Raw genomic sequence first — 17109 nt, 5'->3', positions numbered from 1 at the left:
CTAATATGACAACCGATAAGCTTTACAACATTTATTTACAACACCCGGTTATAAGTACTGATACGCGCAGAATAGCGCCGGGCTGTATTTTTTTCGCCTTGAAGGGGGAAAAGTTTGATGCCAACACTTTTGCTGAGCAGGCAATACAAGCAGGTGCGGCCTATGTAGTTATTGACAATGCCAAATATCGCCTGGGCGAACAGTATATTTTAGTGAATGATGTACTTAACGCTTTACAGGATCTGGCACGGTACCATCGCAAACAGTTGAATATCCCGGTTATCGGGTTAACCGGCACCAATGGTAAAACTACCACCAAGGAGTTGATTAATGCGGTACTGTCGCAACATTATAAAACACAGTCTACGCAAGGTAACCTGAATAACCATATAGGTGTACCGCTAACTATTTTAACTGTTGACGACAGCCACGAGGCGGCGGTAATTGAGATGGGCGCCAATCATCAAAAAGAAATAGATTTTTTATGCAGTATTGCCTGGCCCACCCATGGGCTTATCACTAATGTTGGCAAAGCGCATTTAGAGGGTTTTGGCGGTGTAGAAGGAGTGAAAAAGGCAAAAGGAGAACTATATGATTATTTAGCCCTCCAGTCACCTGAAAAAATAGCGCCTGGCATACGGCATGAACATCATGGCGAAGATGGAGGAATTGTATTTATAAATAATGATGACAATACCCTGCTCCAAATGGCCGCTCAACGTACTATGCGCAATGTGATTTACTATGGTACAAAGGATAATGATAATTTGATTACCGGTAAATTGATAGAAAACTCACCACATTTGGCGTTGGAGTGGCGGCAGAAGGGTTATGACGATACGCACACAGTGCGTTCGCAGCTTACAGGCGTTTACAACCTGGATAATATTTTAGCCGCAATAGCTATTGGCATTCACCTGGGGTTAACGCCTGTACAGGTAAACAATGGCGTTGAAGGCTATCAGCCTAAAAATAACCGTTCCCAAATAGTACAAACCGGCACCAATACCCTGGTGTGCGACTACTACAATGCCAATCCGAGCAGTATGATGGTGGCCATTGATAATATTGACAAAATAACGGCCGACCGTAAAGTGCTTATTTTAGGCGATATGTTTGAATTGGGCGATGAATCGCCGGCGGAGCATCTGGCCGTGATTCAAAAGGCTTTTGAAGCGGAGGTTGAAGAGCGTATTTTTATTGGAAAAGATTTTATGGCAGCCAACCAATCCGCTGCCGGCGGGGTTTTTTATGCAACTGCCGAAGAAGCCATTATTGCTTTACGGGCTAACCCGATTAAAAACTCCACAATTTTGATAAAGGGTTCAAGGGGTATGGCTTTGGAGCGGTTAGTAGAATTGTTTTAGCGATACCTCTAACTCTCCCCAAATCTTCATTAAAATATTGGATTTACTCGCCGCTTCCTGGAATAGTTTAATGCCTTGTTGCGTAAAGACAGTAACTGTTGCTTTTTAGTTATGAGAGCTCTCTCACTAAGCCATTCAAAGAGTTTTGCAGTTCTTTAACATTGGGAAACGGCATGATTAATGCCGTCGGCAACTTGGCTCATCGCATTAAATTGGCGGGCTTAGCCTAAGAAGATACCGCAGTTGCCAGGAATATCCATGAGACGGTTTGTATATCTTCCATTATAAGTACCACGCGTAATTGCGAGCGATAGCGTAACAATCTGTATAGCTATCAGTCTGCATCCGCTTAAATAGTAAGCGATTGCTTCGTACCTCGCAATGACGAATTTTAAAAAGGTGTATTTAGGTACTACTTGCCAAACAAACCGCCTAATCCGCCAAACATGTCCTTCGTCATGGCGGCCATTTCACTTTGGCTTACATTGTCGGCTTGTTCCATGGCTTTATTGATGGCTACTACCAATAGTTCCTCAATTTCTTCCCTGTCGGCTTCTTTGTAAAACTCCTCATTGATAGTAACCGATTGAAGAACTTTGTTGCCATTAGCAGTCACGGTTATCTTGCCGCCTTCGGCAGTTCCGGTTACGGTAATAGCGTCTAATCTTTTTTTTACTTCGCCCGCCTTTTGCTGGGCTTCCATTATTTTGTCGAACATATAACCCCCTCGCCCTCTTAATGAGGGACTTTCTTAAATCTTGTTACAAATATACCAACCTTGTTCGGGTTTAAACCCACGCTTCAGGGATTGGCTCAATCCTCTGCCGTATCTCCTGTACCTGTGTAAGCATTTTTTCGTACAATAGGCATCCCGGTAATTTTAAACAGGTCGTCCAGTTGCAGCAGGCTGCCATTAACTAAATTACCTAACAATACAATAGTTACATCGTTCTTCAAGTCGCGTAAATAAATATGGCGGAAACCGTGCCACCAACCCGTGTGGTAAACTACTTTTCGGCCCGGCGCATCAAATATACGCCAACCGTAGCCGTAGCTGAAGTGTCCGCGCAGTAGCGGGTTGTGTGCTTTATAAGCCGAATCAAGCGTTTGCTGTTTTAAAAACATTCCGGCCCGCAAGGCGCGGTCAAACAAAAACAAATCACCCACAGTACCGTAAATACCTTTATCGCCTACAGGTCCGTCCAAAAAATTCTGTGGTACCGAGTAGCGCCATTGACCACGGTCATGACCTACCACATCCACCGGTATTTTATCATACACCGCTTTTGAATATACGGCGGTATGGCGCATGCCGGCAGGGATAAAAATGTTGGTTTTCATAAACTCGGCGTATGTTTTGCCGGTAACCTTTTCAATAATGGCAGCAAGCACCATGTAGTTGGAGTTATTGTACAAAAAGCGCTTATCAGGTTTGTTAAACGGGTTTGGCTTATATTGTGCTATAAGCGCCATGGCATCGGCATTGGAAAGGCCTTTGCGTTGGTCGCGTTTTTCTTTACGGTACAAATCGTCAATAAAATAAACATAGTTCATCATTCCCGAACGGTGAGTAAGCAGTAGCTTTACGGTGACACCCTGGTAAGGGAAGTCTGGAAAAAATTCGCGTACATCTTGTTCAAGCTTCAGCTTACCTTGCTCCATCAGCATTAATATAGCAGTGCCCGTCATGGTTTTGGTTACCGACGCCAGTTCAAACTGTGAGTTCAGCGTTAAACTGTCGCGGGTTAAATAGTTAGCCCAGCCGAAGGACTTTTGATAGATGATCTTTCCTTTTTTGGCCACCAGCACATTACCGTTAAAACGACGTACTTTATGCAGATGTTGCATAAATTCATCTATACGTTTGTCTTCTTTTTTGGGATCATATTTTAAGAGGGCGGTAGTGTCAAATTCTATTCTTTTACCGTCAGCACTGGTAGCTTTTTTGTCTTTATCTGATGAGCAGGAGGCCAGAAATATAATGGCGGCAGTAAGGGTGAAAATATTCTTAAACACAGGTATATACAAGTTAAAATGATATCGATAAAACGAAGCCGAAAAATAGAAATTATACAGCAGGTTAATTCATAATGTTTTTAAATGTTATTAACATTGGAGTGATGTTGATAAAACAAGAGCTATTGTAGTTTATATCAATAATTTCTGAAATATATTTCCCTGCCACTTACTTTAAGGTTAACTTTGCCCCTGCAAAAATTACAACCTTATGAGTTTCAGAATTGAACATGATACCATGGGCGAGGTACAGGTACCTGCCGACAAGTACTGGGGAGCGCAGACAGAACGTTCGCGTAATAATTTTAAAATAGGCCCCGAGGCCTCAATGCCAAAAGAGATTATTGAAGCTTTTGCCTTTTTAAAAAAAGCGGCGGCTTACACCAATACCGATTTAGGTGTACTACCAGCAGTAAAGCGTGATTTGATAGCGCAGGTATGTGATGAAATATTAGAAGGTAAGTTAGACAGTGAATTTCCATTGGTAATTTGGCAAACCGGCTCGGGCACGCAATCAAATATGAACGTAAATGAGGTGGTGGCCAATCGCGCTCACGTTTTACAAGGAAATAAATTAGGCGAAGGGAAAACTTTTATCCATCCCAATGATGATGTAAACAAGTCGCAGTCGTCTAACGATACTTATCCTACCGCAATGCATATCGCGGCGTACAAAATATTGATAGATATAACTATCCCGGGCATTGAAAAGCTGCGCGATACATTAAAAGCCAAATCAGAAGCTTTTAAAAGTGTGGTAAAAATTGGCCGTACGCACCTGATGGATGCTACACCACTTACCCTGGGACAGGAGTTTTCGGGCTACGTATCGCAGCTTGACCATGGACTGAAAGCCTTGCGTAACACTTTTGACCACCTAAGCGAACTGGCCCTGGGCGGCACCGCTGTTGGTACAGGTATTAACACCCCAAAAGGTTATGATGTGAAAGTTGCAGAATACATAGCCAAATTCACCAACCTGCCATTTGTTACCGCCGAAAATAAATTTGAAGCCCTGGCGGCGCACGATGCTATTGTTGAAAGCCACGGCGCCCTTAAACAGATAGCCGTGTCATTAATGAAGATAGCGAACGACATTCGTATGCTGGCCTCCGGTCCGCGCTCGGGTATTGGCGAAATACATATTCCGGATAATGAACCGGGTTCATCAATTATGCCTGGTAAAGTTAACCCTACGCAAAATGAAGCGGTTACTATGGTTGCCGCGCAAGTGATGGGTAACGATGTTACCGTATCTATCGGCGGTTCGAACGGACATTATGAGTTGAACGTGTTTAAGCCGGTGATGGCGGCGGCTTTCCTGCAATCGGCACGTTTGATAGGCGACGCCTGCGTTTCATTTAATGACCATTGCGCCGTAGGCATTGAGCCGAACTATGATGGTATTAAAAAGCACCTTGAGAATTCGCTAATGCTGGTGACCGCTTTAAATCCGCACATAGGATATGAGAACGCGGCCAAAATTGCTAAAACTGCCTTGAAAGAAAATAAATCATTGCGTGAAGCAGCTGTAGGACTTGGTTTACTTACCAGCGAACAGTTTGATCAGTGGGTGCGCCCAGAAGACATGATAGGGAGTTTAAAATAAGCTCTCCCGGCCTCCATCCATCTCTAAAAGGAGAGGGATTTATTATTATGCTTAGACCGAAAACCTTTCAGCTTTCATCTCTCTGCTTTGGGTTGTTTTTACTGTTTATATTTTTCTGTTACGCATGCAGTTTCAATCCGGCGGTACAGAGCAGGGGTGAAGGTTACCTGCAAGGTGAGTGGCAACAGGACAGTTTGTATACAGGCAAACAACTGGTTTCTTATTCGCTGTCAAACATCAAGTTCAGTTGCGACTCTTTTTACATCACTGTGAACACGGTAAGCAATATTAATTACGGTGCCGACAGCTGTATGAAGCATGGCCGCTGGACAGAATATATACGTGGCAAGTATTCACAAAAAAAAGACACCTTGCATTTAAAGGGCTTTTTTTATAATGCTAATGGAACATTTAAAACTGTTAACGATTGTTTCAGGGCAGGTGTTTACGAAGATTTTTTTAAAGTCCAAGTTCTATCCGATTCATTGATACAGCTTTCGGTTAACCCAGCTACTATTCCTATGAATATGCGGTTAGTAAACCAAGCGGTGTGTGTGCCTAAGCCCTTATAAATTTTATTAATACGCAATGAAAATACTTATGGTTTGCCTCGGTAATATTTGCCGTTCGCCGCTGGCGGAGGGTGTGATGCGTCAACTGGCAACTCAACATAAACTTGACTGGACCGTTGATTCTGCCGGTACAGCTGGCTGGCATGTAGGTAAGCGCCCTGACAGCCGGTCGACAAACACAGCAAACAGCCGCGGTGTTGATATCAGTCAGCAAGCCTCTCGTCAGTTCACAGCCGATGATTTCGACAAATTTGATCAGATACTGGTGATGGACCGGAGCAATTTGCGCGATGTACTCGCAAAAGCACGAAATCAGCAGGATAAAGATAAAGTTAGATTGCTTTTGGACGATGCCGAAGTTCCCGATCCGTATTACGATGACACGCTATTTGAACATGTGTATGAACTTATAGAGCAGGCATGTATAAAAATCATATCTTCTAAAAGCACTCTATCTTAAAAGAAATTCAACTAAAGCAAAAGGCCGATTAATTGTGTAATCGGCCTTTTGCTTACAGGTATATTTCAAGTTACTCAATCACTGTTCCGTTAGGTATCACCGCCATTTTTTTAATCACCACAATGCCGTCCTGAACCGTATAATCTCCGTAATCACCGTCGGCTTTATCCTTGTTGCAGTTAATGGTAACGTCGTCTCCTATATAGGTGTTTTTGTCGATAATGGCGTTTTTGATGCAACAACGATCGCCTATTCCCATCAATGGTGTGCCTTTGGCTTTTGATTCGTTGATTTGCTCCAGCGTTTGATAATTATCACTACCCATTACATAGCAGTTTTCGATAGTAGTTTCAAATCCTATGCGAGAGCGTATGCCTATAATAGAACGTTTGATATGTTTCGCATTAATTATGCAGCCATCCGCCACTATGGTTTTTTCCATAAGTGTACCCGATAGCTTTGACGGCGGCAGCATGCGTGCGCGGGTAAAAATGTGGTGCTTATCAAACAGGTTAAACTGGGGAATATCATCGGTTAAGCCAAGATTGGCATCAAAGAAAGATGGTATAGTACCGATGTCGGTCCAATAGCCTTCGTACTGGTAACTGGCCACACGGTGGTCATGAATCGCCTGCGGGATGATCTCTTTTCCGAAATCAGGATGATCATTTGATTGCAGCATTTCAAAAAGCAGCTTGCGGTTGAAGATATAGATGCCCATAGAAGCAAGATACACGCGTCCCTGGCCAGCCATTTCCTCGCTTACATCGGACGCCCAGCTCTCAAAATCCTTTTTAGGTTTTTCAATAAACGCGGTTATCATGCTGTCGGCATCTGTTTTTAAAATGCCGAACCCGGGTACATCATTTGCATGCACCGGTATAGTGGCAATTGATATTTCGGCATCCTTTTCAATGTGCTGATTCACCATATCCATAAAATCCATCTGGTAAAGCTGGTCGCCGGAGAGAATGAGCACATAGTCAAATTCATGCACAGCCAGATGATGGAGACTTTGCCTCACCGCATCGGCTGTGCCCTGAAACCATGCGCCGCTGGTGGGTGTTTGCTCAGCAGCCAATATGTCCACAAAGGCTTCGCTGAAACTGCTAAAGTGATAGGTGTTTTTAATATGCTTATTTAAGGATGCCGAATTAAACTGCGTAAGCACGTACATACGCTCGATACCTGAATGCAAGCAGTTTGAAATGGGAATGTCAACAAGGCGGTATTTGCCCGCAATAGGTACGGCCGGCTTTGAGCGTGTTGCAGTTAGCGGTGATAAACGGCTGCCCTGGCCTCCGCCAAGTACGATAGCGATAACTTTTGATGTCATTATGATACAGATATTATACGTTCATACAAGTTTATATACTCTTTGGCCGAACGGTCCCATGAGAAATCGAGCGCCATCATTATTTTGCGTAACTTTTGTAGCTGTGGCATATTTTCATATACAACCATAGCCCGGTCAATTGAATAGCAGATATCTTCAACCGCTACCTTTTCAAAACGGATGCCATAACCACCCTCTTCTCCAAAATCTTTAACAGTATCTTTTAACCCGCCGGTACTACGTACAACCGGCATTGTGCCATATCGTAATGAGTATAACTGGTTGAGTCCGCAAGGTTCAACCCGCGAGGGCATCAGCAAAAAGTCGGCCCCGGCATATATTAAATGGGCCAGTGCCTCATCATAACCAATAAATACGGCGTAATGTTCGGGATATTTAACTTTTAATTGAGTTAAAGCTTCTTCTGAATCTTTATCGCCTGCGCCTAACACCAATATGTTCAGCCTGCCGTTATGCATTTTAAGGCTCTGTTCAAAAGCATCACCCAGCATGTCTGCTCCCTTTTCGTGCACTAGCCGGCCTATAAATGCAACTAATGGCAGCGTGGACGATAATTGGAATTTACTGCATAAGGCCTCCTTATTTTTTTGTTTGCCCTGTGCAAGCCTGGCTGCAGTATATTTCGAGGCTATCATGGAGTCGGCAGCCGGGTTCCAAACATCTGTATCTATCCCATTAAGAATGCCTGTGCCTTTATGCCTCTCTATATAAAATAAATACTCCAGTCCGTTTGAGTTAATGGTTAATTCATGCAGGTAACTGGGCGACACCGTTGTGTATTGTGCGCAGCATTTTACAGCCGCTGCCAGTGGATTTAAGCCTCCGGCCCAATCAAGCAAACCGGTTTTTGTCAGGTCAATCTCGGGCAGATAGTGAAGCTTTTCCCAGCTAAAGGCCCCATGGTACTGGCCATTGTGGATAGTAAATACAACAGGCACCTTACCAAGCCGCTTGTAGGCGTTGGAATGTTGAAGCAAAAAAGGCACCAGCCCTGAATGATGATCATGACAATGGATAATGTCCGGCGTTTGACCACTCCAGTTTATCCAATCTAAAAACGCTATCTGGTATGCAATGAATTGTTCTGTTTCATCAGGATAGCAATAAACCTCGGTACGGTCAATTAAGCCGGGTATTTTTACTAAAAAAAGCTCGAAGCCCAACGTGTTGTTCCGCTCCTTTAATATTTCAAAATATAACCTACGGGCGCCTAATAACGTGAGGCCTTGAAATACGATATCAAACTCATGTTCCCTGGTAAATTTGCGGTCGTAATAAGGCATGGCCACGGCAGCGCGCAACCCGGCCCCAACCTGGTACTTGGGTAATGCACCTACCACATCTGCCAGGCCGCCAACTTTAGCTACAGGATAACACTCGGCACTTAAATGAAAAACTCTCATCACAGGTTTTATAATGGCATAAGGTAATAAACATTACTCGTAAACAAAAAACCCAAAACGTATAAAAATGTGTTGGTTATAATGAAATATAGATTGTGTGTCCGGCGCCTATGACGATATCCCGCGCACCGCTATTTCAGGGAGCTTCTCTGTTTAACCAACTTACAACAGCTTTAATTTCGGTATAGCTGTAATCACTGCCTAAAACTTCCTTTAAAGGCGCAAGCCTTTCTGCTCCGTAACTTTCAATAGCGTCTTTTATAGCGGGTATTTTATCTTCAGCCACAAAATCATTTACATCAAGTTCGCCTGTCTGAATATAATAAGTCAGGTGGCCTTCAACAGTAATGGGTGACAGACCGCGCCCGGCAGCAATTTCGGCTATTGTTTGGCCGGCCTTAAACAGGTTGAAACTTTCTGCACGTGTATCATTAACCTTTTCTCCTCGTTGTTTTCCTTCGCGTATTTTGCGCTCGCGTTTAGCAGATCTGAGACTTATTTTTGAGGATAGGCCCCTTTCGGCGCTATAATTTTTAACCGATTCCAAAAACTCCCGCCCATATCGTGCCAGTTTGATATCGCCGAAGCCGGATATCTTTCGCAGTTCGTCAAGGCTATGAGGCAAATATGTGGCTATTTCCTGTAGGGTAGCGTCTGAAAGGATGACGTAGGGTGGGACATTCTCACGTTCGGCCAAGTCAAACCTTACTTTTTTAAGCATAAGGAGCAACTCGCTTTCAAATGGCGGTATTTCAGTGGTTTTTTCTTCAATTATCTGGCTTTCCGTTAGCTCTACCTTTTCTGTACCTTTCAATACCGCATCGCTTTTAGGTGTTAACTTTAATACCGGGAAACCATCGTCGCTGGTCTTTAAATAACCATAAGCTTGCATTTCACGCAGGTAACGCTGCCATTGCGCTTTGCTTATATCCGCGCCAATGCCATACGTTTTTAGCTGTTTATGATCGTTCCATATCTTATCGCTTTTTGAGCCCCGCAGGAAATCGACCACATAACCACTGCCAAAACGCTGGTTAAGCCGGGCCACGGCCGAAAGCGCCTTTTGCGCGATGAGCGTGCCGTCGAATTTTTTGTACTCGCTCAGGCATATATCACACGAGCCGCAGTTATCCGGCGCCTCTTCGTCAAAGTAGTTAAGCAGGAATTTACGGCGGCATGTATGCAGTTCGCTATATGTTGCCATATCATCAAGCTTACGAAGCATAACGCGGCTTTGCTCTTCATTATCTTCAAGTGTTACAAAGCCTTTCAATTTCATTACATCGCCCGGCGAATAATAAAGCACTGCATCTGAAGGCAAACCGTCTCGCCCTGCCCTGCCCGTTTCCTGGTAGTAGCCTTCAATGTTTTTAGGCATATCCATGTGTACCACGTAACGTACGTTCGATTTATTGATACCCATGCCGAAGGCGATTGTTGCCACTATTATTTTTACCTCGTCCCGAAGAAAAGCTTCCTGGTTGCGTGCCTTGGTCGCATTGTCTAACCCCGCATGATAAGCTTCGGCAGAAAATCCTTCGTCTTTGAGGTTGGCAGCCAGCGTTTCGGTTGATTTGCGGGAAAGGCAATAAATAATACCCGCGTCTTCGGTTCTGTTTTTCAAAAAATCAAGTAACTGGTAAAAGCTTTTATTTTTTAGAATTACCCGGTAGGTGATATTTGCCCGGTTAAACGATGCTACAAAAATTGCCGGATTATGCAGCGCAAGTTTATCTACAATATCTTTTTGTGTTAGTTTGTCGGCAGTAGCTGTGAGCGCTATAACCGGTACCTTTGGAAATTCATTTTTTAATCCGGAGAGCATCAGGTATTCGGGACGAAAATCATGCCCCCAATGCGAAATGCAGTGCGCTTCATCAATAGCTATTTGTGATACCGGCAATGATTTAAGAAAATTAATCAGCTTACTCTCTGAACCAAACAGCCGCTCAGGAGCTAAGTATAGCAACTTAATTTCGCGCCTGTTAAGCCGGTTAATGATATCACGCTGTTCATCGGGGTTTTGTGCCGAATTTAAGAAGGCTGCGGGTATTCCGTTTACATTCAGGCTGTCTACCTGGTCTTTCATCAATGCAATAAGCGGTGATATCACAATAGTAAGCCCATCCATTAATAAGGCTGGTAGCTGATAGCATAAAGATTTGCCACCGCCTGTAGGCATAAGCGCCATCACATCATGACCGGCCAACACCTGTTTAACAATGTCTTCCTGCTCGTGCCTGAACTCACTGTATCCAAAATATTTTTGCAGGGCCTGTAATGGGGTCATGGTTAGAGATGTACTATAAATCATGTTGCAGCCTAAGATACAATATCCCAAACATCTAACCCAGATTTCCCCGTATCCTGTTATATAAATATTGTGGCTGCCATGGCATTGAAGGCCCAAAACACATCCGCTTAACTGATTGGAACGGGCTGCTGCCAATTTGATGCATAAAGGCAATTGCATCTTTATTTTCAGAAGGGAAAGCGGCGTAGTTTTTTGTAGCTAACCGCAGCTGCATCAATGCTATACCTGCCGAAGAGTTATTTGCTATTATTAAGCCTTCGCCCCAGCCGGGTAAATAAAATCCGTTAACAATATTGTCAGATAGATACACATATCCTCCTTTTAAAAATAATTGCAGGTGAAGCATGCGGTCCTCTCCTGAGGCCTGCTTATCTAATTCAGCGATTTGTGCAATGTGGTTGGCGCTGGCAGGGATAATGTTAGGTGGAGGTGAGGCGTTACTAAACGGCGTTATATCCTTAAAAAGCAGATATTGAGATTGGGTTACAAAACCGAGTTTCTCATAAACACGTTCGCCCAGGTCACTCGCTAATAAATACAAGCTGGAAATGCCTTTTGCTTTAAAATTATCCATCAAAGTTTTAGTGATGATAGTTCCGATACCTTTGTTGCGATAGTCGGGATGTACTATAATATGTGCAAGCCAACCTGAGCCATTGTGTTCAATGCCGGTTCCTATTCCAGCTATTAAATTATTATACGTGACTTTAAGCGGAAAACAGAATGGTGTTTCCAAATAAAAACGGATGCTGGGCATAATATCCGGCCAGCCGGATGGCTGAAAAGTTGACACCACATCTAAATCGGTTTGTTGAAGAGCGTTGATATATATCATTACATCCGTGCCTAGTCTATAAAATAATTAACCTCTTAATCAACAGCGTACTCCCGGCTGTATCAGTAATCAGCAATTTTATTCAAATATCTTTATCTTAGCATCTACCTATGATAAAAAAGATATTTATTTTGTTGGTTACACTGTTTTTTGGGTTGTCGGCATCGGCACAAAAGATACAGTCGCCTGCGGAGTTTTTGGGATATAAACTGGGATCGAAATTCACCTCTCATCAGCGCATCACAGAATATGTAAAATACATCGCCGAAGCAGCTTCCAGCCAGGTAAAGCTTATTGATTATGGCACCACTAATGAAGACCGCCCCCTTATGGTTGCCTTTGTTGGCTCGGCAGACAATATCGCCCGTTTGGAAGATGTGCGAAAGTTTAATCTGCGTTTAGCCGGTATCGAAAGTCCTGCGGCCGCTGTAAGTACAAGCACACCTATAATTGTATGGTTGAGTTTTAATGTACATGGCAACGAGCCCAGCTCCAGCGAAACGGCATTGCAAACCTTGTTTGATCTGGTCGACCCATCTAACGCACGCACGAAAGCATGGCTAAAAAACACCGTGATAGCTATTGACCCATGTCTGAATCCTGACGGACGAGAGCGTTATGTAAATTTTTATAATTCGGTTAAGGGCGAGACCCCGGATGCTAATCCTGCAGCGCGAGAACATGCCGAACCATGGCCAACGGGCAGAACAAATCATTATTTTTTCGACCTGAACCGCGATTGGGCCTGGCAAGTCCAAAAAGAAACACAGGGACGCGTAGCGCTATACAATAAATGGCTGCCGCAGGTACACGTTGATTTTCACGAACAGGGATATAATTCGCCTTATTACTTTGCTCCCGCAGCTGAGCCTTTTCACAAGGACATTACAACATGGCAGCGAGAGTTTCAAACCATTATAGGAAAAAATAATGCGAAATATTTTGATCAAAAGGGCTGGGCCTATTTCACCCGCGAAATATTCGATCTACTCTATCCTTCATATGGCGATACTTATCCTATTTATAACGGATCTATCGGTATGACCTATGAGCAGGGTGGCATTGGCGCCGGGCTGGCTGTTCGTACTGCTACAGGAGACACCCTTACCCTGGCCGACAGGATAGCGCACCATCATTCAAACAGCTTAAGTACTATTGAGGCAGCTTCGGCACACGCTCAAAAGGCTTTAACTGAATTTAAACACTATTTTGAGCGGGGGCGTACAAATCCCCCGGGAGAATATAAGTCGTTCGTTATAAAAAACGATAATGACCACAAGATACAAAGACTTAGCCAGTTGCTTGACAAAAACGGCATTGTTTATGGATTTGGATTAAATAAGGCTGTTACCGGCTATAATTATTTTACCGGTAAAACTGAACAGTACAAACCTGCCGAAAACGACTTGATTATTAGTGCACATCAGCCGAAATCAGTATTGGTTAATGTGCTGTTTGAGCCAAAAACTTTTATTGCTGACTCAAATACCTATGATATTACCGGCTGGGCACTGCCTTACGCTTATGGCTTAAAGGCGTGGGCGGTTAAAGACCAGGTAACCGCACAAACTCCTGTAATGCCGGTAACAAGTAACCCCGTCTATAGCAATACACCGGCGTATGCTTACGTTGCGCCATGGCGATCAGTTAATGACGTAATGTTTTTGGCAGTGCTATTAAAGCACAATATTAAGGTACGGTATGCAGAGAAGCCGTTTGAGGCGGAAGGGAAAAAATTTACTGCCGGATCATTGCTTATTACCCGGGCGGGTAATGAGGGTCCTGATTTTGATATGCTGGTTAAAAAGCTTGGCACTCAGTACGGACAGCAACTTGTGCCGCTTAAGTCCGGCTTTGTAGACAAAGGCGCCGACATAGGGTCTGATTACATCAAATATATACGTGCGCCAAAAGTAGCGGTGGTGTCGGGGCCGGGCGTAGCATCAGAAGCACTTGGAGAAATATGGCACTTTTTTGAGCAGGAAATAAAATACCCGGTTACACTTGTAAACAACAGTGATTTGGGGCATATCCGTTGGGCGGATATTGACGTATTAATATTTCCCGACGGCACATATGAAGACTTTCCTTCGGACCGGTTAAAAAACTGGGTGCAAAATGGCGGCCGGCTTATCGCTATGCAAAACGCTGTTTCGCAACTGGCTGATAAGAAGAGTTTCGCTATTAAAAAGAAAAAGGATGATAAAGATAGTACGTTAAAAAACGGCGTAAAACTGTATGCCAACCGCGACCGGGAAGCTTTGAAATCAAATGTACCCGGGGCTATTTACCATATTAATCTTGACAGTTCGCACCCGTTAGGTTTCGGTTTACCAGCTAACTATTACACGCTTAAGCTTGACGATCACATCTATGAATTCCTGGAAGAAACCAAAGGCTGGAACGTGGGAACTATAAAAAAGAATGCCTATGTTTCAGGGTTCGTGGGTCAAAAGAGTAAAGAAAAAATAGCCGATGGCATGCTGATTGGCGTACAAGCTGAGGGTCAGGGTTCGATAGTATACCTTGTTGACGATCCCCTATTTCGGAGTTTTTGGGAAAACGGCAAGCTACTCTTTAGCAATGCGGTGTTTATGGGGCAGTAACATAAAGCCAATAGGCATTGCACAGCATGAGCCTGTTAATTTTTAGATTTTACCCTGTCACTTTCAGCATCCGCTCCGGTACGCCGTTCCCGGCTTTTTATTTTGTTATTGCCAAAGTTATACGTAAGGTTTATGCGGGCTATGCGGGTTTCTCTTCGCTGGCGGATGTCAAGATCAACGGTTTGATACTGCGCCGTTATATCGTTGCGGCGCATAAAAAACACGTCGCTTACGGCCACTTTAATATTTAGCTTTTTGTTGACAAAAGAGCGGCTTACACCCAAATCAATTGAATATTGCGGCTTGATATTATAAATACCGTAGGTCATTGCCGATTGGTAAAATGTCATTATTTCGCCTTTGATCTCTTTAGGAAGAAGAAATGATTGGGTCGTTTTGAGCACGAAGGCGGCTTTTCCCTTATTTAAATCCGAACCGAGTAAATCATTCGTTCTAAATTCGTTATAAAATCCGGTGAAATTAACACTGCCCGTCCACCACTTGGCTACAGTATACGGCGCGTTCAGATTTAACGAATAGTTGTTCTGCTCTTTAAAGTTCAGGTAGGTTTGATAGGTAGCTTTTTTAATAGTGTCTGTTAAGATAATTTCAGTAAAAACGTCTGAAGTTTTGCTGTAATTAAAGCTCACATGTATATTTTTATTATAGGTGTAGTTCAATTCGAACGAGTTAGTATACTGCGGCTTCAGGAAGGGATTGCCTTCTGAAAAAGTGTACTGGTCGAGGTAGTAGATAAACGGATTAAGATCCTCATAGCTGGGCCGGTCTATGCGCCGGCTGTAACTAAATCCAACCTCATGTTTCTTGCCCAGCTTGTGATTGATGAATAATGTTGGAAATAAATTCAGGTAATCACGTTTTACTATATTGTTTTTTGTTACAAGGTTGCCCACCGAAGAGGTATGCTCAGCCCTGAGGCCTAACTGTACAGATGTGGTTTTAAACTCTTTACTCAGGTTTACATACGCGGCTTTGATTTTCTCATCATATATAAAGCGGTTGGTTCGGGTGGTATCCACAATCAAACCGCCTCCGGTTTCATCAATCTTCGCCTGTAAATCATTGTCAGTTTTTACCGCGCTGAACTTAATCCCTGCTTCAAACTTTAAGGTTTTGTTAAAAGGTTTTACATAATCAGCTTTTTGTGTGTTGATGGTTATCACCGATGGCGTTTCATTGAAAACTTTAAGGGGGGTTTTATACTCTGTGCCGTCAGCTAAAAAGAAACGGGTATCATAAACTGCACGCGAATTGTTCCTGAACTTAGAGTAGTCCAAGTCGATACTTATCTCCTGACCGAGGGTATCAATCTGGAATTTATCATTAAGGTTAAGGGCTATATTACGATAGGTTTGATTAAGCTTTGAAGGCGTTTTTTGTATTGTGTCTGCTTTCTCAAAAGACGAGCCTATATATGTAATGTTGTCATTATCATCATAACCATTAGTATGGTTACCATTGATAATAAAGCCTATCACGTTTTTTTTTGATGTGTTATAGTCAACGCCAAACCGGTAATTGTTATAATGTACTTTAGTTCCGAACAAAACATCCTGGTCAAAAAAGGTTTGGTCTTTGCTGGTGGTGACAACGCGTTTTAATTCCATTTCCTGTTCTCGTTTAATATCGCCGTGACTAAACGAACCGAAGATATTCCAGTCACCTTGCTTATGATTCAGGTTAATACTTGAGTTGTCCCTAAAGTTCCACCCATATCCTGCTCCTGCAGTTATACTACCGTTAGTGCCGCTTTGGCTATTCTTTTTAAGCTTTATATTGATTATCCCGGAGTTTCCAGCCGCATCATATTTTGATGATGGATTTGTTATCACTTCTATGGACTGTATAGTAGTGCCGTCTGTTGCGCGTAATAAGGCTGCCAGTTGCGTTTCAGAAAGATATGTTAATTTGTCATTTATCATAACCGTAACACCGGTTTTGCCTTGCAAGCTTATTTGGTCGTCGCGGTCAATGGTTACCTCGGGTGCCTTTTCTAAAATTTCGAGCGCGTTGTTGCCAGCGGCCAGCACCGTATTGGCCACGTTCATCACCATGCGGTCTGGCTTACGTTCTATAAGCGGTTTTGCTGCTGTAATATTAACTGTGTTTAATGCCCTGCTTTCTGGCACCAAGCGTAGAGTGGGGATAGTAATTGTTGTACCGTTAGCTATAGTAAACGGCGCACTGGCTGCTTTATTAAAACCCATGGCGACAACAGCTATGATATAACCACCTTCCGGCACCCGTTCAAAAAGGTATTTCCCTGCTTCGTTGGTAATAGCACCTTTTACTACGGCAGAATCTGCGGCCTTTAACAAACTTATAGTAGCATATTCAGCAGGTTTACCATTTTCCTCGATGGCAGAACCTGTTATTGTTCCCTTAGCTGTTGTCTGTTGTGCGTGCAATTGACTAGCAGCGCATATAAATAGCATAGTAAGTACTATGGTAAATATAACTATGCGTAAATATTTATGGTTGCCCATTCGGAAAATCGGGCAATAAGTATCCTTTAAAAGCATAATGTCTTTTTAACAGTAAAACTTAGT

Annotated in this window: 12 protein-coding genes; 5 read left to right on the top strand and 7 right to left on the bottom strand. The window is 43.3% G+C overall.

Annotation, left to right across the window (positions count from 1 at the left end; all coding sequences use genetic code 11):
- The first annotated feature begins 5 nt into the window (after nt 1-5).
- A complete protein-coding gene (locus DJ568_RS07570; RefSeq protein WP_114004649.1) occupies nt 6-1367 on the top strand; it encodes a UDP-N-acetylmuramoyl-tripeptide--D-alanyl-D-alanine ligase in 1362 nt (453 codons plus the stop codon).
- Between the two features lie 412 nt (nt 1368-1779).
- On the opposite strand, the gene DJ568_RS07565 is transcribed toward DJ568_RS07570, so the two are convergent.
- The gene (locus DJ568_RS07565) at nt 1780-2085 is read right to left on the bottom strand and encodes a YbaB/EbfC family nucleoid-associated protein (RefSeq protein WP_114004648.1); all 306 of its coding nucleotides are present in this window, start codon (nt 2083-2085) and stop codon (nt 1780-1782) included.
- Nucleotides 2086-2180: 95 nt separating this feature from the next.
- On the bottom strand, nt 2181-3389 hold the full coding sequence (locus tag DJ568_RS07560; RefSeq protein WP_114004694.1) for a serine hydrolase domain-containing protein: 1209 nt from the start codon (nt 3387-3389) through the stop codon (nt 2181-2183).
- Between the two features lie 205 nt (nt 3390-3594).
- Between DJ568_RS07560 and fumC the strand changes: the two genes are divergently transcribed.
- From fumC to DJ568_RS07545, 3 genes are read left to right on the top strand one after another with little or no spacing between them, the layout of a single operon-like run.
- Complete coding sequence (gene fumC / locus DJ568_RS07555) at nt 3595-4992, top strand: class II fumarate hydratase (RefSeq protein WP_114004647.1); 1398 nt, start codon at nt 3595-3597, stop codon at nt 4990-4992.
- Nucleotides 4993-5039: 47 nt separating this feature from the next.
- Nucleotides 5040-5564 carry a fumarate hydratase gene (locus DJ568_RS07550; RefSeq protein WP_114004646.1) on the top strand — a complete coding sequence of 175 codons (525 nt, stop codon included), beginning with the start codon at nt 5040-5042 and terminating at the stop codon, nt 5562-5564.
- Nucleotides 5565-5580: 16 nt separating this feature from the next.
- Nucleotides 5581-6024, top strand: coding sequence for a low molecular weight protein-tyrosine-phosphatase (locus DJ568_RS07545; protein WP_114004645.1), 444 nt, complete (start codon nt 5581-5583; stop codon nt 6022-6024).
- 70 nt (nt 6025-6094) lie between these two features.
- Here DJ568_RS07545 and DJ568_RS07540 read toward each other — a convergent pair whose 3' ends face one another.
- From DJ568_RS07540 to DJ568_RS07525, 4 genes are all read right to left on the bottom strand, one after another.
- The gene (locus tag DJ568_RS07540) at nt 6095-7360 is read right to left on the bottom strand and encodes a glucose-1-phosphate adenylyltransferase (protein WP_114004644.1); all 1266 of its coding nucleotides are present in this window, start codon (nt 7358-7360) and stop codon (nt 6095-6097) included.
- A complete protein-coding gene (locus tag DJ568_RS07535) occupies nt 7360-8784 on the bottom strand; it encodes a glycogen synthase (RefSeq protein ID WP_114004643.1) in 1425 nt (474 codons plus the stop codon). The genes DJ568_RS07540 and DJ568_RS07535 overlap by 1 nt, the downstream gene beginning before the upstream one ends.
- Before the next feature lie 136 nt (nt 8785-8920).
- Nucleotides 8921-11074 (bottom strand): DNA helicase RecQ, encoded by a 2154-nt coding sequence (gene recQ, locus DJ568_RS07530; protein ID WP_114004642.1) that lies wholly within the window; start codon nt 11072-11074, stop codon nt 8921-8923.
- 55 nt (nt 11075-11129) lie between these two features.
- A complete protein-coding gene (locus tag DJ568_RS07525; RefSeq protein ID WP_114004641.1) occupies nt 11130-11933 on the bottom strand; it encodes a GNAT family N-acetyltransferase in 804 nt (267 codons plus the stop codon).
- Between the two features lie 110 nt (nt 11934-12043).
- On the opposite strand from DJ568_RS07525, the gene DJ568_RS07520 reads away from it, so the two are divergent.
- Entirely contained in the window at nt 12044-14539 is a 2496-nt protein-coding gene (locus DJ568_RS07520) for a M14 family metallopeptidase (protein ID WP_114004640.1), read from the top strand.
- Nucleotides 14540-14574: 35 nt separating this feature from the next.
- Here the strand turns inward: DJ568_RS07520 and DJ568_RS07515 are convergent, their stop codons facing one another.
- Complete coding sequence (locus DJ568_RS07515; protein ID WP_114004639.1) at nt 14575-17082, bottom strand: outer membrane beta-barrel family protein; 2508 nt, start codon at nt 17080-17082, stop codon at nt 14575-14577.
- Nucleotides 17083-17109: the final 27 nt, after the last annotated feature.

Source organism: Mucilaginibacter hurinus (assembly GCF_003324525.1).
Lineage (GTDB): Bacteria > Bacteroidota > Bacteroidia > Sphingobacteriales > Sphingobacteriaceae > Mucilaginibacter > Mucilaginibacter hurinus.
The sequence above is the reverse complement of the archived record's forward strand: the minus strand, read 5'-3'. Positions and strand labels throughout refer to the sequence as shown.